Source organism: Aureimonas fodinaquatilis, from assembly GCF_008369445.1.
Lineage (GTDB): Bacteria > Pseudomonadota > Alphaproteobacteria > Rhizobiales > Rhizobiaceae > Aureimonas > Aureimonas fodinaquatilis.
In genome coordinates this window covers 915,479-940,126 of sequence record NZ_VTWH01000001.1, presented here as the reverse complement: position 1 = coordinate 940,126, position 24,648 = coordinate 915,479, and the positions used below count along the sequence as shown (strand labels likewise).

The 24,648-nt window shown below is 56.0% G+C and carries 22 protein-coding genes and 1 pseudogene; 17 read left to right on the top strand and 6 right to left on the bottom strand.

Going from position 1 to position 24,648, the window contains the following annotated elements:
- Nucleotides 1-9 precede the first annotated feature (9 nt).
- Nucleotides 10-717 (bottom strand): annotated as a pseudogene (locus tag FPY71_RS18645) (3-deoxy-manno-octulosonate cytidylyltransferase); the annotation flags it as partial.
- Nucleotides 718-989: 272 nt separating this feature from the next.
- Here FPY71_RS18645 and FPY71_RS04370 point away from each other — a divergent pair.
- The 8 genes from FPY71_RS04370 to FPY71_RS04335 all read left to right on the top strand — a co-directional run bounded on the left by FPY71_RS04370 (nucleotide 990) and on the right by FPY71_RS04335 (nucleotide 11,391).
- Entirely contained in the window at nucleotides 990-1,787 is a 798-nt protein-coding gene (locus FPY71_RS04370) for a c-type cytochrome (protein ID WP_149297958.1), read from the top strand.
- Nucleotides 1,788-2,096: 309 nt separating this feature from the next.
- Complete coding sequence (locus FPY71_RS04365) at nucleotides 2,097-3,935, top strand: extracellular solute-binding protein (RefSeq protein WP_246160127.1); 1,839 nt, start codon at nucleotides 2,097-2,099, stop codon at nucleotides 3,933-3,935.
- Nucleotides 3,935-5,812, top strand: a complete 1,878-nt coding sequence (locus FPY71_RS04360; protein ID WP_149297954.1) for an extracellular solute-binding protein — start codon at nucleotides 3,935-3,937, stop codon at nucleotides 5,810-5,812. Before FPY71_RS04365 ends, FPY71_RS04360 begins: the two co-directional genes overlap by 1 nt.
- Before the next feature lie 44 nt (nucleotides 5,813-5,856).
- A complete protein-coding gene (locus tag FPY71_RS04355; protein ID WP_149297952.1) occupies nucleotides 5,857-6,939 on the top strand; it encodes a microcin C ABC transporter permease YejB in 1,083 nt (360 codons plus the stop codon).
- A 75-nt stretch (nucleotides 6,940-7,014) separates the two neighbouring features.
- On the top strand, nucleotides 7,015-8,118 hold the full coding sequence (locus FPY71_RS04350; RefSeq protein WP_149298689.1) for an ABC transporter permease: 1,104 nt from the start codon (nucleotides 7,015-7,017) through the stop codon (nucleotides 8,116-8,118).
- 44 nt (nucleotides 8,119-8,162) lie between these two features.
- Nucleotides 8,163-9,803 carry an ABC transporter ATP-binding protein gene (locus FPY71_RS04345; protein WP_149297950.1) on the top strand — a complete coding sequence of 547 codons (1,641 nt, stop codon included), beginning with the start codon at nucleotides 8,163-8,165 and terminating at the stop codon, nucleotides 9,801-9,803.
- Complete coding sequence (locus FPY71_RS04340; protein WP_149297948.1) at nucleotides 9,803-10,438, top strand: NUDIX domain-containing protein; 636 nt, start codon at nucleotides 9,803-9,805, stop codon at nucleotides 10,436-10,438. The genes FPY71_RS04345 and FPY71_RS04340 overlap by 1 nt, the downstream gene beginning before the upstream one ends.
- 11 nt (nucleotides 10,439-10,449) lie before the next feature.
- On the top strand, nucleotides 10,450-11,391 hold the full coding sequence (locus FPY71_RS04335; RefSeq protein ID WP_149297946.1) for a 2-hydroxyacid dehydrogenase: 942 nt from the start codon (nucleotides 10,450-10,452) through the stop codon (nucleotides 11,389-11,391).
- A 41-nt stretch (nucleotides 11,392-11,432) separates the two neighbouring features.
- Here FPY71_RS04335 and apbC read toward each other — a convergent pair whose 3' ends face one another.
- Nucleotides 11,433-12,554, bottom strand: a complete 1,122-nt coding sequence (gene apbC, locus FPY71_RS04330) for an iron-sulfur cluster carrier protein ApbC (RefSeq protein ID WP_149297944.1) — start codon at nucleotides 12,552-12,554, stop codon at nucleotides 11,433-11,435.
- 221 nt (nucleotides 12,555-12,775) lie between these two features.
- On the opposite strand from apbC, the gene FPY71_RS04325 reads away from it, so the two are divergent.
- Entirely contained in the window at nucleotides 12,776-13,528 is a 753-nt protein-coding gene (locus FPY71_RS04325) for a HugZ family pyridoxamine 5'-phosphate oxidase (protein WP_149297943.1), read from the top strand.
- Nucleotides 13,529-13,570: 42 nt separating this feature from the next.
- On the opposite strand, the gene FPY71_RS04320 is transcribed toward FPY71_RS04325, so the two are convergent.
- From FPY71_RS04320 to FPY71_RS04310, 3 genes are all read right to left on the bottom strand, one after another.
- Nucleotides 13,571-13,855 (bottom strand): glycine zipper domain-containing protein, encoded by a 285-nt coding sequence (locus FPY71_RS04320; RefSeq protein ID WP_246160126.1) that lies wholly within the window; start codon nucleotides 13,853-13,855, stop codon nucleotides 13,571-13,573.
- Nucleotides 13,856-13,961: 106 nt separating this feature from the next.
- A complete protein-coding gene (locus tag FPY71_RS04315) occupies nucleotides 13,962-14,948 on the bottom strand; it encodes a PAS domain-containing sensor histidine kinase (protein ID WP_149297941.1) in 987 nt (328 codons plus the stop codon).
- A 226-nt stretch (nucleotides 14,949-15,174) separates the two neighbouring features.
- On the bottom strand, nucleotides 15,175-15,969 hold the full coding sequence (locus FPY71_RS04310; protein ID WP_149297939.1) for a response regulator: 795 nt from the start codon (nucleotides 15,967-15,969) through the stop codon (nucleotides 15,175-15,177).
- 305 nt (nucleotides 15,970-16,274) lie between these two features.
- Here FPY71_RS04310 and FPY71_RS04305 point away from each other — a divergent pair, with 305 nt between their 5' ends.
- From FPY71_RS04305 to FPY71_RS04280, 6 genes are all read left to right on the top strand, one after another.
- Nucleotides 16,275-16,478 (top strand): NepR family anti-sigma factor, encoded by a 204-nt coding sequence (locus FPY71_RS04305; RefSeq protein WP_149297938.1) that lies wholly within the window; start codon nucleotides 16,275-16,277, stop codon nucleotides 16,476-16,478.
- Between the two features lie 6 nt (nucleotides 16,479-16,484).
- Nucleotides 16,485-17,036: a sigma-70 family RNA polymerase sigma factor gene (locus FPY71_RS04300; RefSeq protein WP_149297936.1), complete on the top strand. Its 552-nt coding sequence runs from the start codon at nucleotides 16,485-16,487 to the stop codon at nucleotides 17,034-17,036.
- Between the two features lie 111 nt (nucleotides 17,037-17,147).
- Nucleotides 17,148-17,495: an ElaB/YgaM/YqjD family protein gene (locus tag FPY71_RS04295; protein ID WP_149297934.1), complete on the top strand. Its 348-nt coding sequence runs from the start codon at nucleotides 17,148-17,150 to the stop codon at nucleotides 17,493-17,495.
- Nucleotides 17,496-17,498: 3 nt separating this feature from the next.
- The gene (locus FPY71_RS04290; protein WP_149297932.1) at nucleotides 17,499-17,939 is read left to right on the top strand and encodes a hypothetical protein; all 441 of its coding nucleotides are present in this window, start codon (nucleotides 17,499-17,501) and stop codon (nucleotides 17,937-17,939) included.
- Between the two features lie 55 nt (nucleotides 17,940-17,994).
- Nucleotides 17,995-18,300 carry a hypothetical protein gene (locus FPY71_RS04285; RefSeq protein WP_149297930.1) on the top strand — a complete coding sequence of 102 codons (306 nt, stop codon included), beginning with the start codon at nucleotides 17,995-17,997 and terminating at the stop codon, nucleotides 18,298-18,300.
- A gap of 50 nt (nucleotides 18,301-18,350) precedes the next feature.
- Nucleotides 18,351-18,653: a hypothetical protein gene (locus tag FPY71_RS04280; protein WP_149297928.1), complete on the top strand. Its 303-nt coding sequence runs from the start codon at nucleotides 18,351-18,353 to the stop codon at nucleotides 18,651-18,653.
- Here the strand turns inward: FPY71_RS04280 and FPY71_RS04275 are convergent.
- Nucleotides 18,620-19,555, bottom strand: coding sequence for a diacylglycerol/lipid kinase family protein (locus FPY71_RS04275; RefSeq protein WP_149297926.1), 936 nt, complete (start codon nucleotides 19,553-19,555; stop codon nucleotides 18,620-18,622). The two genes, FPY71_RS04280 and FPY71_RS04275, sit on opposite strands and share 34 nt — an antisense overlap.
- Before the next feature lie 278 nt (nucleotides 19,556-19,833).
- Between FPY71_RS04275 and FPY71_RS04270 the strand changes: the two genes are divergently transcribed.
- Together FPY71_RS04270 and FPY71_RS04265 are read left to right on the top strand one after the other, a co-directional pair.
- Nucleotides 19,834-20,445: a PRC-barrel domain-containing protein gene (locus tag FPY71_RS04270; RefSeq protein ID WP_188052197.1), complete on the top strand. Its 612-nt coding sequence runs from the start codon at nucleotides 19,834-19,836 to the stop codon at nucleotides 20,443-20,445.
- 224 nt (nucleotides 20,446-20,669) lie between these two features.
- Entirely contained in the window at nucleotides 20,670-24,644 is a 3,975-nt protein-coding gene (locus FPY71_RS04265) for a hypothetical protein (protein ID WP_149297922.1), read from the top strand.
- The last annotated feature ends 4 nt before the right edge of the window (nucleotides 24,645-24,648 follow it).

Sequence of the window (24,648 nt, the reverse complement as noted above, 5' to 3'; positions counted from 1 at the left end):
AAGTGCCCTCGCCTCTTCCAACTGCGCAGGCGTATCCACTCCCAAAGGCACCGTGTCCACCAGCTCAGCGTCGATTCGCATGCCAGCCTCAAGCGCGCGCAACTGTTCAAGGCTTTCGCGCTGTTCCAGCGGCGAGGCACCCAGCGCCACAAACCGCTCCAGCGCGGCACGGCGATAAGCGTAAATGCCGACATGGTGGTAAAGCGGCCCGGCGCCAGATGGTGCGCTGGCTCTGGTGAAGTAGAGAGCGCGCAGGCGGCTTGAACTGATTCTCGATCCGACCAGTTTGACAACATTGGGGTTTTTGGCGTCGCTGCCGCCTTCAAAAGCCACGGCAACGGTTGCTATATCGCATCCCGGATCTTCAAGTGGTCGCAAAACTGCACGCACTGCCTCCGGCTCGATGGCCGGGAGATCGCCCTGCACGTTCACAATCGTATCATATTCGCGCTGCGGATCGATGATATTGAGCGCCTCGAACACCCGGTCTGACCCGGATGGATGCCCGCTGCCGGTCAGTACAGCCTCAAAGCCGGCCTCGGTTACCGCCTTCAAAATCTCCGGCGAATCTGTGGCAACAACCACACGGCCCACCTCAGCCGCGGTGGCGCGCTCGGCCACACGCACGATCATCGGTTTGCCCGCAATATCGGCCAAAGGCTTGTCCGGCAGACGTGTGGAGGCAAGGCGGGCGGGTATAAGAACCAGTGAACGCATGTTTCCTGTATGATCGGTAACCGATCACCCTCGCAAATTTCATCAAGGCCAACTGCACCTTCCGCTTGATCGTAGCGTCCGGCAATGTAAGAACACTTCCAAGCTTGATAAACGCGGGTCAACGGGGGCAAACCGTTGCACCTGAGTCGTCATGCTCAGGAAGCTGGTCTACAGGTGTTGCCTTCAAAGGGCAAAAGACATAGTTTCCGCGCGTTTTTTAGAACCGTTCGTCGGCGTGTTGAATGCCGGCTGATGAGGGAGCCGCCCTTTCCATGAATCCTTTCGAAGCCAACAAGATCTTCGGTGCCGTACTCGGCACGATTTTCGTTTTGTTCGGCGGTAGCCTTCTCGCCGAAGGTATCTTCCATTCCGAAATCCCAGAAACGCCTGGCTATGCTATTGAAGTTGCCGAGGTAGCAAGCGGTGCAGCCGAAGCGCCGGCTGCGGTGCCTATTGCAGTGCTGATGCAGGATGCTGATGCAGCCGCAGGTGAAAATATTTTCAAGCGCTGCCAGTCGTGCCACAGCCCCGAAAAGGGTGGCCCAAATCTTGTGGGCCCCGACCTTTGGGACATTTTGAACCGGCCTATCGCTTCGCATGAAGGGTTCTCCTACTCTGCAGCCATGCAGCAATTCAGCGAAGACGAGACAGTGCCGTGGGACTATGAGCATCTGGATCACTTCCTGAAGAACCCGCGTCAATATATCAGCGGCACAGCAATGAGCTTTGCTGGTGTGAACCGGGATGGTGACCGCGCTGACCTGATTGCTTATTTGCGTTCCCTGTCGGACAGCCCTGCGCCATTGCCTGAGCCGGAAGCAGAAGCTCCTGCTGAAGGTGGAGAGGCCGCACCGGTTGACGGTTCAACCGAGCCTGGCACCACAACTGACTCAGGCGCAGGTGAAACTCAGGCACCAGCAACTGAACCAACTCAGGAAGCTCCCGCGGCGACTGAGCCTGCACAGGAAGCTCCTGCAGCGACTGAGCCTGCAGAGACAACTCCCGCTCCTGCGGCTGAGCCCGCACCTGAAGCACCAGCGGCTGAGCCTGCACCGGCACAGAATCAGTAAGGTTTCTGATGAAGCCGTGATTTTATAAAACCTGATCAAATGGCCGGCTTTGCCGGCCATTTTTGTTTTGTGCACCTGCGGGAATCCTGCGGCTGGTTAAACCTTCGTAATAATGAAAGTTTGCCCTAAAACACGCCCCAAAAAGCGTGTAACAATTGACCGTTGGGTCTGAGCCAAAACTGACAATTGCGAAAAATGCAATTTCTGGAATCAACTGCGGAGAGTGACTTGAAGCTGTATTCCCCCGTCAAAGCCCCTGAACATTCAGGTTTTCTCCAGAAATCATATCGCAGTTTTGCAGGATTTGCTTTGAGCATAGCCCTTGGCTTGCTGGCGGGACCGGCTCTCGGCCAGACGGCTCAACCTGATCCCCAGCCGGGCGAGTGGCGGCAATGGTCCAGCATTATTGAGCCGTCAAAATATGGCGAAAACTTCACCCAATATGACTACGTGAACCCGGACGCGCCCAAAGGCGGCACACTTAACCTTGCGACGTCCGGCAGCTTTGACAGTTTCAACCCGTTTGTACTGCGCGGCACAGCGGCCGCCGGGTTTGCTGCATTTGGCGGCGGCCTTGCCTATGACACTCTGATGGATCAGGCGCTGGATGAGCCGGGCGTCAGCCACGGCCTCATTGCGGAGGCCATGCAGTATCCGGCAGATTATTCGTCAGTCAGCTTCCGGCTTGATCCGGATGCGCGCTGGCATGACGGCCAGCCCATCACGGTGGATGATGTTATCTGGAGCTTTGAAACGGTCACCCGGCTCTATCCGCTTTACGCCAATTACTACCACAACGTCACCTCTGTGGAAAAAACCGGCGAGCGCGAGCTGACATTCCGTTTTGACCAAACCGGCAATCGGGAACTGCCCAACATTATGGGCGATCTGGTTGTGCTGCCGAAGCATTACTGGGAGGGCGAGGATGCCAATGGCGTCAAGCGCAATATTGACCAACCCACATTGGTGCCGCCGCTTGGCTCTGGCCCATACCGTGTCAAAAGTTTTGACACCGGCAACACCGTAACGTGGGAAAGAGTGCCGGACTATTGGGCAAAAGACCATCCGACCCGGCTTGGCCGCTACAATTACGACAATATTCACTACACCTATTTCCGCGATGCCAACGCGGCATGGGAGGCTTTCAAACGCGGCGGTTTTTCCGACTATCGGGCAGAAAACAGCGCCGGGCGCTGGGCCACCGGTTATGACTTTCCGGCCTTTAAGGATGGGCGTGTGATCAGGAAGGCGCTGCCATCCGGTGGTGCGCAGCCCATGCAGGCCTATGTCCTGAACACGCGGAAGGAAAAATTTGCTGACCCGCGTGTGCGTCAGGCGCTGGGTCTGGCCTTCAACTTTCAGGAAATGAACCGGACGCTTTTCCACGGCCAATATCACCGGACCGAAAGCTTTTTCCAGAACACCGAACTGGCGGCTACCGGCCTGCCGGACGCTGCCGAGCTGGAAATTCTGGAACCGCTGCGCGACCAGTTGCCGCCGGAAGTGTTTACCAAGGAATATACCCTGCCAGACTACAGCGCTCCCAATTCCGAGCGCGAGTATCTTCGGCAGGCTTATGATCTGCTGACGCAGGCGGGCTATGTACGGCGCGGGTCAGATCTGGTGAACGGTCAGACCGGCGAGGTTTTTTCCATCGAGTTTCTGGGTGATGACCCCAACGACAGCCGAATTCTGGAGCCATTTGCCAACCAATTGAAACGGCTGGGCATTCGAACCAATGTGCGCATTGTTGATAGTTCCCAGTATCAGGCTCTGACCGACAATTTCAATTTCGACATTATCACCGGGCAGTTTGCGCAATCGCTTTCCCCTGGAAACGAGCAGCGCGATTTCTGGAGCTCATCGGCCGCCAGCCAGCCGGGCAGCCGCAATTTGCCGGGCATCCGCAATCCGGCCGTTGATGCCATCATCGACAAGATCGTGTTTGCGAAAAACCGCGATGATCTGGTGGCGGCGTCCCGTGCGCTGGACCGTGTCCTCCTGTGGAATGCCTATGTCGTGCCGCAATGGCACAATCCGGATATCTGGATGGCATATTGGAACAAGCTGCAATTGCCGGAACGGCAACCGGAATACATTGGAGTTGATCCGTTTTCATGGTGGATTCGGCCAGAAGGTAGCAACTGATGAATGGTTTCTGGCTGAACCGTCGCCATTTCACGTCATTGCTGCTGGGAGCCGCCGGTGCGGCGGCGCTTCCCGGCAGGCTCCTGGCCAACAACCAGCCGATGGTTCCTCTCCATGGGCTTTCTGCTTTTGGTGAATTGAAGTACCAGCCGGATTTTCAACATTTTGACTATGCCAATGTCGATGCACCAGCGGGTGGGCGCATGGTGCTGACAGTGCCAAACTGGCTTTTCAATCAGGCACCAGACACATTCGACACGCTGAACAGCTTTGTTCTGCAGGGCAACGCCCCGCCCCGCATCGAAAAGCTCTATGATACATTGATGGTGTCGGCGCTGGACGAGCCGGACTCAATCTATTGTGCGCTGGCCGAAAGTGTCAGCATGGCCGAAGATGGCAACAGCTTCACCTTTCGCATTCGGCCAGAGGCAATGTTTTCCAACGGGGAACCGGTGCTGGCGGAAGATGTTGCGTTCAGCTACCGAACGCTGAAGGAAGAGGGCCACCCAAGTCTGATGATGGTTCTGGCAGAACTGAGCGGTGTGGAGGTGACGGCAGAGCGCGAAGTGCGGCTGGACTTTACCGGCCGCCAGACGGTGCCAGCCGCGCTGGGCACCATGGCCGGCATCCCTATTCTGCCAGCCGCTTTCTTTGCCGGGAAGGAGTTTACCCGCACGGGAATGGAACCGATCCCCGGCAGCGGAAATTACCGGATTGGCCGTTTTGAGCCTGGCCGTTTCATTGAATATGAAAAGCGCGACGACTATTGGGGCACCAACCTGCCTTTTGCACGCGGTCTCGACCATTTTCAGACATTGCGCATTGAATTTTTCCGCGACCGGCAGACTGCGCTGCAAGCCTTCAAGAAGGGCGAAATCACCTGCCGGCAGGAATTCACCACCAAGGCCTGGGCCACGGAATACGACATTCCGGCTGTGCGCGATGGCAGAATTCTCAAACGTGAATTTCCTGGTGAAAAGCGCCCTAAATTTCAATGCTGGGCGTTGAACCAGCGCCGCGCCCGCTTTGCAGATCCGCGCGTGCGCCAGGCCATAAATCTGTGTTTTGACTTTGAATGGACCAATGCCAACCTGATGTATGGGCTGCGGACGCATTCCGACTCCTGCTTCCAGGGCTCGGAATTTGTTGCAACCGGCACGCCGGGGCCGGAAGAGCTGGCATTGCTGGAACCCTTGCGAAATGATTTGCCGGCATCTGTGTTTGAAACAGCCTGGACACAACCCGTGTCGGACGGCAGCGGTTTCGACCGTGCCATGCTGCGGCAAGCCAATGAACTTCTGACCGCGGCAGGGTGGACACGGCAAGGCGGTGGACTGGTTAACCAGAATGGTGAGTTGTTCACGCTGGAATATATGATCAACGACCCGGAGCAGCAGCGGGTCTATGGCAAAATGATCGAGAATTTGAAGCGGCTCGGCATCAACGCGTCTTTCCGACTGGTGGATCCCGCGCAGTATCAGGACCGGCAGAACCGGTTTGATTTTGACATGATGCTGGTGGCCTTCTCTCTCAGCGCCACGCCCACGCCAGACAGTTTGCGCATGTTTTTTGGCAGCAGCATGAAGGACGTGCAGGGTGGCTACAACTTCCCCGGCATGGCCAGCCCGGCCATTGATACGCTGATTGAGCAAACGGGCACGGTGAACAGCCGCGACGAACTGGTGACCGTTATGCGCTGCATTGACCGCACGCTGCGCGCGCGACTGGACTGGGTGCCCAATATTACGTCCGATGTGCACCATGTAGCATTCTGGAACATGTATGGCATGGCCGACACCAAGCCTGATTATGGCTTTCCGGTCGAATCTCTGTGGTGGTACGACGAAGACAAGGCCCGCAACAGCGGACGCGGGTAAAGTCAGGTCCAGGTCAACGAAACAGGAGTTGAAAAGCAGCCGCAATGGGAGCGTATATTCTTCGCCGGCTTCTGCTGATGGTGCCGACACTGCTTGGTATCATGGCCATGTCGTTCATTGTCATCCAGTTTGCGCCGGGCGGTCCGGTGGAACAGGTGATTGCGACCTTGCAGGGTCAGGCGGGGGACCGGCTTTCCGGCGGTGGCGGCGGTGAAACGCAGTTTCAGGCCAGCACGGAGTCTACGGGCTATCGCGGTGCACAAGGGTTGGACCCGGCCTTCATTGCCAAGCTTGAGCAGCAATTTGGTTTTGACAAACCGCCGCTGGAACGCTTTGGCCTGATGATCTGGAATTTTGCCCGGTTTGATTTTGGCGAAAGCTATTTCCGATCGGTTTCGGTCATTGACCTGATCAAGGAGAAAATGCCGGTTTCCATATCGCTGGGGCTGTGGATCACCCTGATTTCCTACGGAATTTCCATTCCTCTTGGCATTCGCAAGGCGTTAAAAGATGGCTCGACCTTCGACATCTGGACATCCGGCGTTGTCATCGTCGCCTACGCCATTCCCGGCTTTTTGTTCGCTGTTCTGCTCATCGTGCTGTTTGCCGGCGGCTCTTTTCTGGACTGGTTCCCGCTGCGCGGCCTTGTTTCCGACAATTGGCAACAGATGAGCTGGCCGGACAGGATCATCGACTATTTCTGGCATCTGACCCTGCCGTTGATTGCCCTGTCGCTATCGGCCTTTGCCACCACGACACTTTTGACCAAGAACTCGTTTCTGGACGAAATCCGCAAGCAATATGTCACCACGGCTAGGGCCAAGGGGCTGACAGAGCGCCGCGTGCTCTATGGTCACGTGTTTCGCAACGCGATGCTGATCATCGTAGCCGGCTTTCCGGGCGCATTCATCTCGGCATTTTTCACCGGCTCGCTGTTGATCGAAACGATCTTTTCACTCGACGGGCTTGGCCTGCTCGGGTTTGAAAGCGTGTATCGGCGCGATTATCCGGTTGTGTTTGCAACGCTTTATATCTTCTCGCTGATCGGGCTTCTGGCCACTCTTCTGTCGGATCTCTGTTACACCTGGATTGACCCTCGCATCGACTTTGAACGGCGGGAGGTTTAGCCCATGAATCAGGTTGATACCGCAACCGCGCAAACGGCGGCAGGGCTGGCACAAACCTCTCCGACGCCGCCTCCAATGCCCCGACGCCGCCTTTCGCCGCTGAACCAGCGGCGCTGGCAGAATTTCAAGGCGAACCGGCGTGGCTACTGGTCGCTTTGGGTTTTTCTGGTGATTTTTACGGTGACGCTGTTTGCCGAATTTGTTGCCAACGACAAGCCCATCATCATGCAGTACAAAGGCGAGTATTACGCGCCTGTGTTTGTGGATTACCCGGAAGAAGTGTTTGGCGGCTTTTTGCCGGTGACAAATTATCGGGATCCGTTCATTCAGGACGAAGTGAACGCCAATGGCTGGATGCTGTGGCCGCCGATCCGCTATTCCTACCGCAGTGTCAACAACGAGGTGCCGACGCCCGCTCCATCCCCACCCTCATGGACAATGACCAAGGAAGAGCGCTGCCAGCGCTATCCGCTGGGCGCAGAAGACCCCAACTGCAATTTCGGCAATGCCAATTGGCTGGGCACGGATGATCAGGCGCGGGACGTGCTGGCCAGGTTGATTTACGGCTTCCGCATTTCGGTGTTGTTCGGCCTGGTGCTGACCCTTGCTTCGGCAGTCATTGGTGTGGCCGCGGGCGCTGTACAGGGCTATTTCGGCGGCTGGGTGGACCTGACTTTCCAACGGTTCATCGAAATCTGGTCTTCCATCCCGGTTCTGTATCTCCTGCTGATTGTTGCCGCCATTCTCCCGCCCGGATTCTGGATTCTGCTTGGCATCATGCTGTTGTTTTCGTGGGTGGCTTTTGTGGGCGTGGTCCGGGCCGAGTTTCTGCGCGCCCGTAATTTTGAATATATCAATGCTGCTCGGGCGCTGGGTGTCGGAGACAGAACCATCATCCTGCGCCATATGCTGCCCAACGCCATGGTTGCGACGCTCACCTTTTTGCCGTTCATTCTCAATGGCTCCATCACCACTCTGACCTCGCTGGACTTTCTGGGCTTCGGCCTTCCACCCGGCTCTCCATCTCTGGGTGAATTGCTGGCGCAGGGCCGCAACAATCTTCAGGCACCCTGGCTGGGAATTTCCGGCTTTGTGGTTCTTTCACTCATGCTGTCTCTGCTGGTCTTTGTTGGTGAAGCGGTGCGCGATGCCTTCGATCCGCGCAAAACATTTCAATAGGACCCGGCCATGCTTGCAGTCTGTTCACAAAGCCGGAGGCCCCATTGAGCCACACAGAACAAACCCGGCCTCTGCTTGAAGTCCAGGACCTTTCCGTCGCCTTTCAGAACGGAGAAAAATCCGTGCTGGCGGTGGACGGCATTTCATTTTCCATCAACCCGGGTGAAACCGTGGCGCTGGTGGGCGAATCCGGCTCCGGCAAATCTGTCTCCGCCCTGTCGGTGCTGCGTTTGCTGCCCTACCCGGCAGCCAGCCACCCCGGCGGCGTCATCCTGTACAATGGCAAGGATTTGCTGACAGGCAGCGACCGGGAGTTGCGCGCAGTTCGCGGCAACCGGATTTCCATGATTTTTCAGGAGCCGATGAGCTCGCTGAACCCGCTGCACACCATTGAACAGCAGATCAGTGAAGTTCTGCGCATTCACCGCGGCATTGGCGCGCAACAGGCAAAGGCGCGCACGCTGGAGCTTCTGCATCAGGTTGGCATACGCGACCCCGAAAAACGGCTTGCGTCCTACCCGCACCAGCTTTCCGGCGGTCAGCGGCAGCGGGTCATGATAGCCATGGCTCTGGCGAACGAGCCGGACCTGTTGATTGCGGATGAACCGACGACCGCGCTGGACGTGACGGTGCAGGCACAAATTCTGGAACTGCTGAAGAAGTTGCAGGTCGAGCGGCATATGGCCATGCTCTTCATCACTCATGATCTGGGGATTGTGCGGCGCATCGCCGACCGGGTGTGCGTGATGTACAAGGGCAAGCTGGTAGAGGAAGGCAAAACCGCCGAACTGTTTGCCAATCCGCAGCACAGCTATACCCGCCATCTGCTTGCAGCAGAGCCGAAAGGCACACCACCGGCAGCCAACAGCAATGCGCCGGTTGTGCTGACCGGCAAGGACATCAAGGTCTGGTTTCCGGTCCGAACCGGATTTTTGCGCCGCGTAACAGACCACGTCAAAGCCGTAGATGGCATTGATATTGCTGTGCGCGCCGGGCAAACAGTCGGCGTTGTCGGAGAGTCCGGCTCGGGCAAAACCACTTTGGGTCTGGCATTGTGCCGCATGATTTCGTCAAAGGGAGAAATCACCTTCGACGGCGAGAGAATAGACCAGCGCTCGTTCAAGGACATGCGGCCGCTGCGCAAACATATGCAGATCGTGTTTCAGGACCCCTATGGTTCGCTGTCACCCCGCATGCCGGTTGGCGACATTGTGGCCGAGGGCCTGACCATTCACGAGCCCGGAATTTCGGCTGATGCGCGGGAAGAGCGGGTCATTGCTGCGCTTCGCGAGGTTGAACTGGACCCCGAGACGCGCTTTCGCTATCCGCACGAATTTTCCGGCGGCCAGCGCCAGCGCGTGGCAATTGCCAGAGCCATGGTTCTGAACCCACGCTTTGTCATGCTGGATGAGCCAACCTCGGCGCTGGACATGAGCGTGCAGGCGCAAGTGGTCGACCTTCTGCGCGATCTGCAGCGCAAGCACAATCTGGCATATTTGTTCATCAGCCATGACCTCAAGGTTGTGCGGGCGCTGGCCAATGAGGTGATTGTCATGCGCGGTGGCAAGGTGGTGGAGAGCGGCCCGACGCAGGAGATCTTCAGTCAGCCCAGAACAGATTACACCAAGGCGTTGATGGCTGCGGCTTTTGATGTGCGAACAGTCTCTTCAGGCAACAAGGCATAATGACCGAAACATCTTTGCTGCGGCTGGCAGATCTGCCGCTGGATTTCACCATTGACCGTGTGGACAGACTGGCAGAGGCTTTTCGTCCGCTGGACAGTTTTCATGTCACCCATGCCAGTCTGGACGGGGAAAAGCGCTACAGCGTGCGCCGGGAAATGCTGCGAGCGCATAAGGCAGCGATTGTCATCCCCTATGACCCGGCTACCGACCAAATCGTTGTCATTCGTCAGTTTCGCATTGGTGCGGCAATTCAAACGCCAAATGCAGCGGCTCTGGAGCTTCCCGCCGGGCTTGTAGACGAGGGTGAAACCCTGGCCCAGGCCGCAAGCCGCGAACTGACGGAAGAAACCGGCCTGACTGCCAGCGTCATAAAACCCTGCTTCACGGTCATGACATCACCCGGCCTGTGCGATGAGGTGGCAGCGTTCTTTCTTGCAATTGTCGATGCGTCCCGCCTGAACGGTCGCGCCGGCGTAGAAGAAGAGCATGAGGACATCCTGCCCTTTGCCGCCAGTGTCGATGCGCTGCTTGATGCTGCCGATGCCGGGCAAATTGCCAATGGCATGCTGTTCACAGCCTTGCAATGGTTCGCCAGAAAAGGCAGAGGATTGGCGCAGCAGGTGGCAACAGAGTGAATGGGTGACGTTTGACAGTTCTTGTTTCAACCAAGGCAGAAGCTCTGGATGGCTGGTGCACCGGACTGGCAGCGCATCTGCCGGATGAAGTGGTCAAACCCGCCGCTGATGCTGTGAACGATCCCACGATCGAGTTTGCCGTTCTCTGGCAGCAGCCGGGAGATCTGATTGCCAATCTGCCAAACCTCAAAGCTATTTTCTCGCTGGGCGCCGGCGTGGATCACATTCTGCGCGACACCAATCTGCCGGATGTGCCGATTGTGCGCGTGGTGGCGGAAGACCTGACCAGCCGCATGAGTGAATATGTGGTCTGGCGGGTGCTGGACCATTTCCGTCAGGGCCGGCTCTATCGTGAACAGCAGTCTGCCCATTTGTGGAGCGAGCGGCCGCAGCTTGCCGCTGGCGCGGTTTCTGTCGGCATTCTGGGCATGGGAGAATTGGGGCAGGATGCAGCAAAAAAGCTGCAGATGCTTGGCTTCAATGTGTGCGGCTGGAGCCGCAGCGCAAAAGAGGTCAGTGGCGTGAAAGGCTACAGCGGCGCTGCCGGGCTGCAGGATTGCCTTGCCGCCAGTGACATTGTGGTGGTTCTGCTGCCTCTGACTGCGCAAACGCGCGGGTTGATCGACAACAGATTTTTGTCGGCCATGAAGCGGAAAACCCCTTTGGGCGGGCCGGTTCTGATCAATGCCGGACGTGGCGGCCTGCAAAAATCCGAAGACATTCTTGCTGCTTTGTCGGATGGCAGGCTCATGGAAGCCTCGCTGGATGTGTTCGAGCAGGAGCCCCTGCCCTCTGACAGCCCCTTCTGGGCGCATCCGCGGGTGTTTGTAACGCCACATGCCGCCGCAGCGTCAGACCCGGGCGCATTGGCCAGGGTCATTGCAGGGCAGATCAAGGCGTATCGGGCAGGCAAGCCGCTGTCGGGAATTGTTGACAGGCAAGCGGGCTATTAAGGTCTCAGGTGGCAGCACCGTCACCTGTGCCCCCCTGCCCCTTACTCAAAAACAATGCGCGGCGCGGGAATAACGCCCCTGCCCTCAAGCTGCGACATAACCTGCGCTGCAATATCGAGATAGACCCGCGCTGTAGGGCCGTCAGGTTGTGTTGCTACCAGTGGCTTTCCGGCATCGGATGTTTCGCGAATTTCCATTTCCAACGGGACTTCCCCCAGAAACGGCACGCCCAGCCGCTCCGCTTCCGCGCGTGCGCCGCCATGGCCGAAAATGTCATAGCGCCGGCCAGTATCCGGAGCGATGAAATAGCTCATATTCTCGACGATGCCGAGCACAGGCACCTCCACCTTGCGGAACATGGCAAGGCCCTTGCGGGCATCAATCAACGCCAGATCCTGCGGGGTTGAAACCACCACGGCTCCGGCCAGCGGCACCTGCTGCGCCATGGTCAACTGCGCATCGCCGGTGCCGGGCGGCATATCGACGACAAGCACATCCAGTTCGCCCCATTCCACTTCGCGCAGCATCTGGGTCAGCGCCGAAATGACCATTGGCCCGCGCCATATCATCGGGGTGTCTTCCTCGACCAGAAAACCCATGGACATAGTTTTCAACCCGTAGGCTGTCATCGGCAGCAGAGTGCGCCCGCCCACGGTTTGCGGCTTGCCTTTCAGCCCCAGAAGACGGGGGATGGATGGGCCATAAATATCAGCATCCAGCAGGCCGACACGCAGGCCTGTGGCAGCCAGCCCCAATGCCAGATTAACCGCAGTCGTGGATTTACCAACCCCGCCTTTACCAGAGGCAACGGCGATGATGCGTGCAATGCCCGGAACGCCTGGCTTGCCGGAACTGCGTGCTGGTGGTGCGGCGGCCGGCCTGGCCGGTGGCGTTGAGCGATTGGCCGCGCCACTGCGCTCTGCTGTGAGTGCGATCATGGCGGATTCAATACCGTCCAGCCTGGCAATTTCCTTTTCAGCTTGCAGGCGCAGCGGTTCAAAGGCCTGCGCATCTGCTGCTGGAACTGTCAGGGAGAAGAAGGCCTTGCCATCGGCAAGGAAAACTTCGGACACCATACCCCGGGAAACAATATCGGCACCGCCATCCGGCGTTGGCAGCCGGCGCAGAATGGTCAGGATCGAATCTTTGAGTGCGGCATTCACGAGGAAAACTCCCGGACAACAGAAAAGTCAGTGTCAGTTACCAATTGGTACGGTGAGACATAAAGCATTTCCCGTTGAAACGGAATCGTTTCAACGACAGGACAATGCGTCAAGACGAAAAGTCATTCGCTTCTAGTGAAGGCGTGATGGTCTCAAACACACTAGGCCAACAGCAACTCAAAATGATATATGATCAAAATACTCACATTTAAGGTCGAATCATGAGCCAGGAACCTCGCAGTCTTTTGCAGCCCGTTACACAGGAAGTCAGGGCGCAGGCACGCCAACTCGTTCGTACGGCGCGCCATGCCACAATGGCCAGCATTGTGCCGGACACCGGGGCGCCTCTGGCAAGCAGGGTGCTGGTTGCGCCCGATATTACCGGCGATCCGGTCATTCTGATTTCCGATCTCTCCGGCCATAGCCAGAGCCTCAAAAATGACGCGCGTGCATCTGTTATGTTCGGCCAGCCCGGCAAAGGCGATCCGCTGGCGCATGCCCGCATAACGGTCAATGGTCTGGCAGAGGAGATCGGCAAGGAGCATGCGGATTATGAGCGCATCCGCTTTCGCTTCCTCCTGCGCCAGCCAAAAGCTGGGCTTTATATGGATTTTCCGGACTTCCGGTTTTTCCGCATCAACCTGTCTGATGCTTCGTTAAATGGCGGTTTTGGCAAAGCTTATGCGCTGGTGCGCGATGATCTGACAGAAACTGTTGCAGATGATATTGTTGCGGCGCAAAAGCGGGTGGTCGAGCATATGAACGACGACCATGCCGATGCTATCGAGCGAATTGTTGTGCATGCGGGTGGCGAGGCGGGAGACTGGCTGATTGGCAGCATAGACCGCTTCGGCTCTGATTTTGTGCGCGGCGACAAAGTGTTCCGCGTAGAGTTTCCAAGCGAAATCACCACCGGGAAAGATTATCATATGGCATTTGTCGGCATGGCCCGCGCTACAGCCGGGCATAGTTGAATGCAAAAAAGCGGGCGGAAAATCCGCCCGCTTTTATATTGGTTACCGGTAACCGTCGGGGCAGCGCGCAACATAACGCTGGCCACGACCATCGCGGTAGACGCACTCGCCCGGACGGCTGGTAGCCGCGCCCAGAAGCGCGCCAGCGCCAGCGCCAATGGCACCGCCGATCAATGCGCCCTGCAGGTCGCCGCCGACAGCAGCGCCAATGGCCGCGCCGCCGAGACCGCCCACAGCAGCTGGCGCTACTATATCCTGACTCGGCGCCTGGCAACCCGCCAGCGCGAAGGTGAATGTCGTTAGTCCGACGATTAGGAGCTTTTTCATAGTTACAGTTCTTTCAGCTTTTCGTCCCTGATCCGTATGTCCCATATATCGCGGCAGGAAGCTACGCCTAGAGCCATTTCACCAGATTTGCGAAAATGGTTTTTTCTCAAACCTGAGTTGCGGCAACTTTGTCCTGCATCATATGGAACTGCGTATCCGGGATCATCAGATGATAGTGTAAACCATCATGACGGTAACTCAGTTCCGCAGAACCGCTCACAGAATTGGGAACGATGCGCTCAAGCGTAGATGTCCCAAACCGCGTATTACGATCCTGGTCGACATGCGGGCCGTTCTTTTCATGCCAGGTCAGGCTCAGGCATCGCTGCCCTTCCTGCTCGGTAAATTTCGTTTGAATTTCCACTATGCCGATTTGAGCTGTCAGCGCGCCGTAAGAGGCTGCATTGACGGCCAGTTCATGCAGGGCAAGACCGACATGCAGGGCAGCAGTGGGCGACAGATAAACGTCTGGCCCGCTCACAAGCACCTGACGCATGCCATCCGGGGCATAGCGCTCTACCTGCAGAGTGATCAGGTCGGCCAATCCGGCCCCCCGCCAGTCCGTATCGGTCACAATATCCTGTGATGAGGCAAGCGACTGGATCCGCCCACGAAACCGCACCAGAAATTCCGGCACCGTGATCGAGTGTCGCGCCGTCTGGCTCGCCAGACTTTGTATAATGGCAAGAAGATTTTTTGAGCGATGCGAAAGCTCTCGAAGCAAGGTCTTCAAGGTCGCTTCGCGCTGCTTCTGCTCGGTAATTTCCAAGGAAGCGCCAATGATGCCGATAATTGCGCCGCTCTCATCACGATCTGCATCAAGGCGAATATCAAACCACCTGGTCACTTCACCGCACATAATCTGCAGTTCGAAGCGATCTGGCTCTCCAGTGGCCAAAACCTTGCGTTTCAGCTCGGTGCATTGTTGGGCTTTTTCCGGGGCTAAAAAATCTTCGTCCCGCTTGCCGTTGGCGGCCAGTTCCAGCCATGAGCCTTCACCATTGAAAATCCACAGATATCGAAGGCCCTCATCCTGAGCAAACAGGGCCATTTCCGTATTCGCCAATGCGCGAAGAGCTTTATACGCAACCATAACTTACACGCCTCAACCCCGCCTTCGCGTCAGCGACTCCTGTGTCACGCATTTTTTGAAACATTCACGGGGCGACCATTCAACTAACAAGATTTGATGCTGCCATTCAGGCTGCATGGCGAATTCTTAAAACAGGCCCTTCATTACGGCAAAAGGCGCGCCGGTTTGATCAATAACCGTCGCGCGCCTTTTCGGTTCCGTTACAAAAACTGTCTTGAAACGTCACTTATGCCGCCAGCTCGTTATCCGTTTCGAAAAACAGCGCCTGACTGATCAGCGCCTTCACCATGTCCGGGTTGAATGGCTTGGTAACAAGGAATGTCGGCTCCGGACGCTCACCTGTCAGAAGACGCTCGGGGAATGCGGTGATGAAGATGACAGGAACCGAGACGCGAGACAGAATTTCGTTGACCGCATCGATACCCGAAGAGCCATCTGCCAGTTGGATATCGGCCAGAACCATGCCCGGCTTCTGCTGTTCAAAAAGGTTGATCGCTTCTTTGTAGGTCCGGGCGATGCCGGTTACATCGTGGCCAAGACTTTCAACCATCTGCTCGATGTCCATCGCGATGAGCGGCTCATCCTCAATGATCATGATATTGGTGGAAACCTGTTCGCCAATATCGGTGCTGGCCTGATCAATCAGCGCAGAAAACTCTGCTTCGGAAACGCCCAGAATGGTTGCAGCTTCGTCAATCGAAAAGCCTTCTACCGCTACCAGCAAAAATGCCTGCCTTGGCGCCGGGGAAATGGCCCGCAGATTGCGCGAGGCTTTCTCTTCCCAGGCAGATGTCGGGCTGTCTTCACGAATGTTGACCGTCAGCGACTGCCAGAGCGACGAGAACAGCCGATAAAGAGCAATGCGCGGGCTTTGTTCAATATCAAAAAGGTCAGGATCAGCAATCAGCGCTTCCAGCACTGCCGCAACATAGGCATCGCCGCTGGACTGAGAGCCAGTCAGCGCGCGCGCGTATCGGCGCAGATAAGGAATGTGGGGCGCTATTCGCGAAGACATCGGCATGGAAATTCCCCTTGGACCGGCAGCTTGCCGGAATCAGCAATGTAACAGCGGCGGATATGGTGCAGTTTGTATAAATTCAAACACCCTTGCGAATAAAGATGCCATATTTTTGATTGCCACCTTGTTATTTTGTCCGGCAACCCAATCATATCTGCAAGTGTAAACCTGCCCGGCCCTTAAAACAAACGGCACCTACGTCCTTGCTGTTTTGGTCATCAGGCACATCTAATTGTGCGGTTGACGTCTGCGTGCGGTTTGGTCACCGGTATAAACGCTCTGAATGATTTTGATTCTGTGAGGTTGAATTGGACCATCAACAAAGACCCCCGAAGGCTTCTCTCGACAAGAGCCCTAGCGCGCCCGACACGAGCGCTGGCTCGGCGATCGGCAAGCGTTTGAAAGCCTATTATGAAGATGTTGCCAGCGAACCGGTCCCAGACCGCTTTCTTTCGCTGCTTGAGCAATTGGATGCTGCCGAGAAAAAAACAAAATCCGGCACAGGAGAATGACACGCGATGGACCAGCAATCGGACTTCAGAGCCGAATTGATTGCAATTATTCCAAACCTGCGCGCATTTGCCACCTCTTTGACGGGCTCGTCTGACAGAGCAGACGACCTTGTGCAGGAAACTCTGGTCAAAGCCTGGGACAAACAGAAAACCTTTCAGCCTGGAACCAACATCAAAGCCTGGCTCTTCACCATTCTTCGCAACGAATTCTACACTCAGATGCGCAAGAAAGGCCGTGAGGTTCAGGATGTTGATGGCATCCACGCCATGAAACTGGCGGGCCATCCCGAACAGATGGGCCATCTGGACTTTCAGGATTTTCGTCGGGCGCTGGACACTTTGCCTGATGATCAGCGCGAGGCACTGGTGCTGATCGGCGCATCCGGATTTTCCTACGAAGAAGCGGCTGAAATCTGCAAATGTGCTGTTGGCACAATTAAAAGTCGGGTATCGCGTGCGCGCAGCCGCCTGACAGAGGTTCTCGCGATTGAGGGTGAAGGAGATTACGGGCCGGATTCAATCTCATCCCAGATTATCGGGCTAGCCCCTACTGCGTAATACCGGAACCGTCCGCTTCTGCGTGCATTATCTTGGCGCGGGATGAAATTTGCAGCAGTTCTGCCGGCAAGCCGTCTAAGCCAGACTTTCTAATGAAAGGAAAATTTTTCCATGTCGAACACCAAACCCAACACTCCCAGGACTAACGAGACGGGAAATGCAAACCCGGCTGCCGAGGGCGATCTGGAAACACAGGTCAAGCGTTTGCGGGAAGATTTTACACAAATTGCCGAAACGCTGAAAGGCATGGCCGGAAACCGGGCAAATTCTGCACGCGCGCAGGCTTCTTCACTGACCGGCGACCTGAAGGACACTGGCGAGCAATATTTTCGTCAGGCCCAACAGACTGTTGGCGAATTTGAAGAGCAGCTGAGCGAAAAGGTGCGTGCAGAGCCTGTCAAAGCGGTGCTCATTGCTGCTGCGGTTGGCTATTTCTATGCCAGACTCTTCAAAAATTAATCCATGCTGGGACAACTGATCACCAAGGTTTTCACGGGCGAGGCCTCAATATTTCTGGCGCGATTGCGCCAGATGGCCATCATTTACGCCCTCATGGCATTTGTGGCGTTTTTTCTGGCGTTCTTCCTGATTGTGTCAGGCTATATCTGGCTAACGCAAACAGTTGGGGCTTTGCCTGCGGCTTTGTACTTTGCCGGAGGCTGCGCGGTCTTGCTGGCAATTCTTTACATTGTATTGCTGGTGGTTGGGCGCCCTCCGAAAGAGCGCGCCAGCGACAGGTTGCAGCGTGACGTGGCGTCTATCGCCGGTGTTGCCGCCCTTGCGAACGCGCCGTCGCTTTTGCGCTCAGTGAAGCGCCGCAAAGGTTTGGTGCTCATTCCCGTCGCCGGCCTGGCGGTATGGGCAGCCGTGAGAGCTTATGCGTCCCGCCGCAACACGAGATAAATGACCGCTCGCGGCGTTGCGGCGAGCGGAATAATTTTGCTCATTATCGCGGCACATGCGGATCGAATCCTTCCGTCATCCGTTAATTTTCTTGAACAGCAAACAACGGGAAAAACAGATGGCCGAAAAAATCAGAACAAATGATGCACGTCAGGGCCGCAAGGGCAGCCGTGTGCTGGTTATGCTTCTGACCGCGTTGGCACTTTGTCTTGTCGTCTTTGCGGGTCTTGGCATCTACGGAAAAATTCTTCCTGACGAGAACATAGGCGGCACCCCGGCAGCGACATCCGATCCAAGCACGGCGCCCGAACAGCCAGCAAATACTGGTATTGTCAGCCCGCCTGCCGCTACTCCCCAATAGGTTTGATCAACAACGACCTATATGCCCCAATAACAGAATTGGAGCCGAAAATGACAGTGACAGAGGTTAAAGGTGAGGGTTTCGTGGTAGCGCTTGACGAAGAGGTCCAGCCGCAGGAGGCAATGCCGGAAGTTGATGCAGCAGAAATAGAAGCCTTGTTATCCGACGAAACCATGCCGGTTGACGAGAAGCACGCCCGATTGCATGTCTGGGCCAAGGCGTTGGGAGAGCGGGACGATACGGATTTGAATCCGTATCCTGACGGCTTGCTGGAGCAGATCAACGAGGCGCTGGCTCTTCTGGCTGAAGGTGGCCACACCTACAATGCTGGTGACGGTGAAGCGGACAGATAAGACGCTTCATCCGGAACCAGAACTTTCAGCTTTTTCGGCTCAATGATGATGGTTGAATGGCTCGCAAGATCTTCGAGCTCGCCGTCCCGCACGGCGCGCTTGTGAAAGTTTATGCCAGGGTAGACAATCTCGATTTTGTCAGTGGTCACGACGCTGAGCGACGGATTGTCTTTCCACCGTCCGCGCCAGACATCCAGGCCCAGTTGTGCCAGTTCTTTTCTGGTCGTGCCTCGACAGATATAAACTCCCAATACACCACCAGCAGGATCATCTGAAAATGGCAGGTGACCGGTGCCGTAGAGATTGTTGGACACAGCCACTGCAGGGGTGACAATCGTCTCCGACCGGCCCTCTACATTCAGTTTCAATTGCAGCATCGGCAATTTCTGCAATGTAAGCGCCATGGCCCGCGTCGACGCCCAGATTTTTCCGACTTTTGATGCATAGTTCAGTTTTTCGCGCATGCGCACCATGCGAGCATGCATCCCCACTGCGTATTGATGGACGAATGGCTTGCCGTTCACCGAAGCTATGTCAACTCTCGCAACGGTTCCCGCCGCTAGGGCGTGAATGGCAGCGGACAGTTCCAACGGAATTTGCAGCGTTCGAGCGTACAAGTTCATGGTGCCAGCGGGCAGGATGCCCAAAGCAAGCTCGGTTCCGGCCAATGCTCCCGCAGCACAGGAAATCGTCCCGTCTCCCCCGCCCGCAATAACACCATCTATATCTGTTCGGCGAGATGCGGCTTCTAAAGCAGCCTCAATGTCTGCACTGTCGAGAACTTCTATATCAACTATATGTCCGTGCAGCATAAACTCGTCACGCAGCAGTGCGCAGAGCATATCCATATTGGCGGTTCGTAAAGTTCCGCCCTGCTGATTGAGAATGACATGAAATTTCATCGAAACGATCCGCCAATGCTGCAGCTACCGCCAACAGTGCAATTATAACCTTGACATATTTGTGATGGCTGGAACCATCCCTCTGGTCAAATGTTATTCCCTCGATCTGAAAATCAGAGGGCCTGCATGATTGGCCTGACCGGATGGCGCCTGAAAAGGCAGAAAATTGCAAGTTATTTGCAGCTTCAAGGGTGCGACCAATTCGGATGCACTTGAGTTTAGCTATTCCGGTCAGTGCACGAGCTGTGGTCCAGTTAGTAAAAGGGAGACTTTCGTTTATGACTCGTAAAATTATCGCCACCTTGGCTGTTTCGACCCTTCTGGCCACCGGCGCAATTGCGCAGGAAACTGGAACTCCAGCAACAACCACGCCGCCAGCAACGACAGCTCCGGCTGACACAACCCCCATGGCGCCAGCAGACACCACACCAATGGCACCAGCTGATACGGCACCAGCCGCACCGGTAACACCAATGGCACCGGATGCTGGCACAGCAACCACAACAACTGCACCAGCCGCTGAAACATCGGCACGACCAGCAGATCTGATGCCTATTACGGGCGCTGAACTGACTGCCGACAAGCTGATGGGCACGACGGTTTATGGACCGGATGACAGCTCGCTGGGCCGTGTTGGCGACATTGCGCTGACAGCGGACGGCACAGTTGACGCGATCATCGTTGATGTTGGCGGTTTCCTCGGAATTGGCTCCAAGCCAGTTGCAGTTGCCATGGACAATCTGCAGTTCCAGCAGGATTCGGGTGGTTCGCTCTACGTGACAACAGACTTCACACGTGAGGAACTGGATGCAGCTCCGGAATATGACAGCGAAACATATTCCACTAACCGCGACACGATGCGGATCGAGAGCGGCACTGTCACTCCATAATTGACGGACAATGTTTGTAGAATTTCTACAAACAAAATCAGGCCAGAGCAACGTATAGTTGCTCTGGCCTTTTTGCATTTTGCTAAAAGTACTATCTGAGGTGCATTGCTGCCTTCTATTTTTTTTAGATATACGATCTACGAAAATGCAATCTCCTCGTAGTGTATTGAACTTTCGGTTGTCGAAATTTCTGAAAGTTCTCTAATGTATATAAAGTGATCAACATGGGTTCGACTGCTGAGGCCATAGAGCAAACTCAGGAACTTCTTTCGGCAATCGCAGCATCAATCCAAGATTATCAGGAAATAAAGCTTGAGGTTTCAACGTTTGATGAGTTGATCGCCACGCTTTTCGCACCTCTGGCATTGGAAAATCAGACAGGCCCTGCCTTCGATGCACCAGATCGGTGGCAGGCGGTATTGAAGGTCGCTGTGAATGCCGAAACGGTTGTTCGCACGACTGACAGTCTGCAGGCCGAGAGCCAGCCGATATCCGTGATCAGCACTCAGGAGATCCTCAAAAAACCATTTGACGCATTCTATGACGCCGCGTGGCACAATGCCCGCACGTTCGGGTCTGTTGCCAAGGTTGAGAAGGCACGCGACCATGAGTTGATGCTCGAGCTTTTCCGCGAGCGTATGATGCTAAGGCTCGGCCGGCAGCAACGCCGCATTCCAGGAAATGGCGGCAATGCCGGATTTTTGGGTGCCCCGAGCGTCAACGCGATCAGCGGAGCAGATGCGCCTCCATTGGGCCTTCCAGTCTCGAAATATTATGAAATCGTGGCAAGAGGCAACAATGGCGGGGAAGAACTCCGTGCCATTACAACTGATCTGGAGCTGAAAAATTTTGCCGGTGCAATCATGGCTCGGCAAAGTTTCACCTTTCTGCTGTCTCTTATAGATTTTGCAGAAGTGACTGTATCAGGTGGGGAGAAGGTTTCGGACCTTATCGGATATGCCAGCAAAACGGCAAACCTGATCACCGAGGGATATTTCTCCTATAAGCTCCTCCAACTCTACACGAGCTCGAACGGCCTTGAAACCAACCTTGGCGCTGGAACAATGCAGGCCGGTGGCAAAGCGCTTGCCGCAGTTTCCGCATTGCGTGCGGCAACGTCCATTGCCAGACTTGTAGAAAACCTCGACGCTGACGGGCTGAAAATTGCGGCGATCAGTTCGCAGGTGACTGCGGACCTGGCATATGCCGCACGCGGCCTCAGCTTTCTTGGCAAAGCGAGCAATGTGATCACCCCCGGCTTTGCCCTGCAACAGGCTGGCATTTCCACCATCGGCACCGTTGCCAATGTGCTGTCTGGTTCGCTGAATATAGCAGATGCAGCCCGCAGCCATGGCGCTTCGGCGGGTGACATTGCCGCAGCCAGCAGTGAATTGGTCTGGCAGTTATTGTCCAGCTACGGCGTTGCTTCGGCAACTGCGCCAGCAGGCATGCTGCTGTGGACAGCCGCTTCCATGTTTCAGCCCACTGCCATTAGCAACGCTGTCAAGCTGGCGGAAATGCGCGATGCCGCCTGGAAAACCTATGCCGAAACAAAATGGTCTGGCGACTGGGCCATCGGCAAATATTACGACAATCAGCACACACAGGCGGTCATATCCGCCATTCCAATCGCCAATCTGTTCTCCGGATTCCTTCAGTTTGCCTTTAATGGTGATGCCTTGGGCCACACCATTCTGAAAGACTATCTGGGCCGAGCAGGCGCTGATGGCACAGTTGAAAGCGCTGTTCAGGATTTCTGGAATGACGGTTTTGACACGCGTGAGAAGCAAGCGCAGCAAGGCTACATCGATTCCATGAAGGCGCTGGCCGCGTCAACCGAAGTCAAGCGCGTTGTGGCAGTGACCGGCCAGGAATTGCGCGCAGACATGGCGCAGGTGGCCGGGATCACCGGTGGCAAAATTGCGCAAGGTGTCAAAAGCGGCGTCAATTACATGTATGTTGAAGACGGGAGCAGCGCAAAGCCGAGCAAAAACGGGCTGTATGGTCAGTCTTTGGTATCTGATATTATTGATATCAACTCCGGCGCCTCGTCTCAGTATTTCACCATGTTGACCCCATTGATGCGGGTAACGGATGAGAGCCGCGCCTCCGCGGTGGCAGGTAAAAACACTCGATATGGATCCAGCCTGCCGAGAGCCGGCGACAAAGCAATGGAGATTGTTGACGGCGCCAGCCACACAACTGCCGATGTGCGCAATTTTGCATCCTTCGAACTGGCGGCAAATACGCGAACCAGAGGTTCTGACAGTGGCCTAAGTCTAAAAATGGGCGCTGGCGATGACATGGTCATTTTGGGCCTGCGCGCCGCGGGCGTGGATGGTCAGGATGGTTTTGACGGCGTCGACTATCGTTTTGCTCTGAGCCAGAGCCATGCGGACAGCCATGCCTTGAAAGTGGTTGCCACCAGAAACCCATCAACGCCCTATGGTTACGAAGCCACCAAAACTGGTCTGGGCACAGTGCACAATGTGGTTGAAAAAACCGAGACCTTTTCCCAAGGCAAGGAAACACGCACCATTGTTTCCCGCACAATCGTCACCGTGAAGGACTTTTACACTCAAGGCCAGACCGACACGCTGTCCAGTATCGAGTGGATCTACGGTTCAAACCTGAATGATCAGATGATGGGCGGCGATTGGGACGACAGTTTCTTTGGAAACAGTGGTGATGATGAATTGCGTGGCCACAAGGGTAACGACCGGCTGACTGGCGGCGCAGGGGACGATATTCTGGATGGCGGCGACGGGTCTGACCTGCTGATCGGCGGGGAAGGCGATGACTACATTATCGGCCTGAACTCGACTGATGCCATATCCCCTGCCGCGGTTGCAGGCGACACGCTGATTGGCGGAGAAGGAAAAGACACAATCAAAGCTGGTGGCGCCAATGATCTGATTTTCGGCGACGATGCGTCAACTGGCGAGAATGACGCGACGCAACCGGCGGAGAAAGCCGGGGTCAATTACAGTGACACAATTGACGGTGGTGCCGGCGACGACATCATTGATGGTGGCTTTGGCAATGACCGCATTGAAGGAGATGACGGCAACGATCAGATATTCGGCGGCAGCGGCAATGATACCCTGATGGGCGAGGCTGGCAATGATACGATTTGGGGCGGCAGCGGCAATGACAGCATTACAGGCGGCAGTGGAGAAGATGCCCTGTATGGCCAGGATGGTGATGATTGCATCGAGGCGGGGGCGGACAACAGCGTTCTGGCAGGTGGCGCAGGCCGGGACCTGCTGAAGGGCGGTCTTGGAAACGACATTCTCATTGGCGGCGAAGGCAGCGATGTCATGCGCGGTGGCGAGGGCAATGACATTATTTTTGACGATGCCCGCTCCCGCAACGCTCAGAACGAGTTCTATGGAGAAGGCGGCAACGACATTCTGGTTGCTGGCGACGCAACCCTTTTCGATCTGTTTGATGGCGGCGCGGGCAACGACATTCTCTCCTTACGGTTCATAAGCAAGGGGGTTGATGTCAACATTGATCGCAAGTCAGTTGACTGGCTTGGTGGCACAACTCCGACAAATGACACGCTGCGCAGCATCGAGTGGCTGGAAGGCTCGGAACACAACGACAGTCTGACTGGTAACGCGCAGGACAACCGGTTGATCGGGCGGGGTGGCGATGACACGCTGAATGGCGGTTCCGGCAAGGATGTTCTGTTTGGCGGTGCTGGCCGGGATGAAATCTACGGTGGCCTGGGCGCCGATATCATCGATGGTGGCGCAGGCAATGACCAGATTTACGGACGTGGCGGCGACAGCATGTTCTTCGACGGAGAGTTTGGCCATGATGTCGTGCAGGCTGAAGACGGAGCGGACCTCAGTGGCAGCCTGTTTGTCTTTACAGGCGTTGACTATCGCAACCTGTTCTTCACAAGGCACTTGGACAGCCTGCTGATCAGACGCGAGCAGGTCATCACCGGGGTGGATAAATCCGAATATCTCGGAATAGCCGGCGTTATGATTGTCGATTATTTTACGGGCAACAACTCATCCAAGGTCGCCTTTGCCGATCAGAACGGGTCCGCCCTTGTGGGGATGCAGGTGAACATGCTGATCGACGCCATGTCCTCCGGGCTCGACACCGGCGTGGGCACAAGCGGTTTTGCAAGCTTCATGGCACCCATCTGGGCCAATGCGTGGGCGGTCACAAGCACTGCGTGATGCC

Coding starts and splice junctions, on each gene's coding strand:
- FPY71_RS04370 (WP_149297958.1), top strand. CDS start 990: ATGAATCCTTTCGAAGCCAACAAGATCTTCGGTGCCGTACTCGGCACG.
- FPY71_RS04360 (WP_149297954.1), top strand. CDS start 3,935: ATGAATGGTTTCTGGCTGAACCGTCGCCATTTCACGTCATTGCTGCTG.
- FPY71_RS04355 (WP_149297952.1), top strand. CDS start 5,857: ATGGGAGCGTATATTCTTCGCCGGCTTCTGCTGATGGTGCCGACACTG.
- FPY71_RS04350 (WP_149298689.1), top strand. CDS start 7,015: ATGCCCCGACGCCGCCTTTCGCCGCTGAACCAGCGGCGCTGGCAGAAT.
- FPY71_RS04340 (WP_149297948.1), top strand. CDS start 9,803: ATGACCGAAACATCTTTGCTGCGGCTGGCAGATCTGCCGCTGGATTTC.
- FPY71_RS04325 (WP_149297943.1), top strand. CDS start 12,776: ATGAGCCAGGAACCTCGCAGTCTTTTGCAGCCCGTTACACAGGAAGTC.
- FPY71_RS04320 (WP_246160126.1), bottom strand. CDS start 13,855: ATGAAAAAGCTCCTAATCGTCGGACTAACGACATTCACCTTCGCGCTG.
- FPY71_RS04315 (WP_149297941.1), bottom strand. CDS start 14,948: ATGGTTGCGTATAAAGCTCTTCGCGCATTGGCGAATACGGAAATGGCC.
- FPY71_RS04310 (WP_149297939.1), bottom strand. CDS start 15,969: ATGCCGATGTCTTCGCGAATAGCGCCCCACATTCCTTATCTGCGCCGA.
- FPY71_RS04300 (WP_149297936.1), top strand. CDS start 16,485: ATGGACCAGCAATCGGACTTCAGAGCCGAATTGATTGCAATTATTCCA.
- FPY71_RS04295 (WP_149297934.1), top strand. CDS start 17,148: ATGTCGAACACCAAACCCAACACTCCCAGGACTAACGAGACGGGAAAT.
- FPY71_RS04290 (WP_149297932.1), top strand. CDS start 17,499: ATGCTGGGACAACTGATCACCAAGGTTTTCACGGGCGAGGCCTCAATA.
- FPY71_RS04285 (WP_149297930.1), top strand. CDS start 17,995: ATGCGGATCGAATCCTTCCGTCATCCGTTAATTTTCTTGAACAGCAAA.
- FPY71_RS04280 (WP_149297928.1), top strand. CDS start 18,351: ATGACAGTGACAGAGGTTAAAGGTGAGGGTTTCGTGGTAGCGCTTGAC.
- FPY71_RS04275 (WP_149297926.1), bottom strand. CDS start 19,555: ATGAAATTTCATGTCATTCTCAATCAGCAGGGCGGAACTTTACGAACC.
- FPY71_RS04270 (WP_188052197.1), top strand. CDS start 19,834: ATGACTCGTAAAATTATCGCCACCTTGGCTGTTTCGACCCTTCTGGCC.
- FPY71_RS04265 (WP_149297922.1), top strand. CDS start 20,670: ATGGGTTCGACTGCTGAGGCCATAGAGCAAACTCAGGAACTTCTTTCG.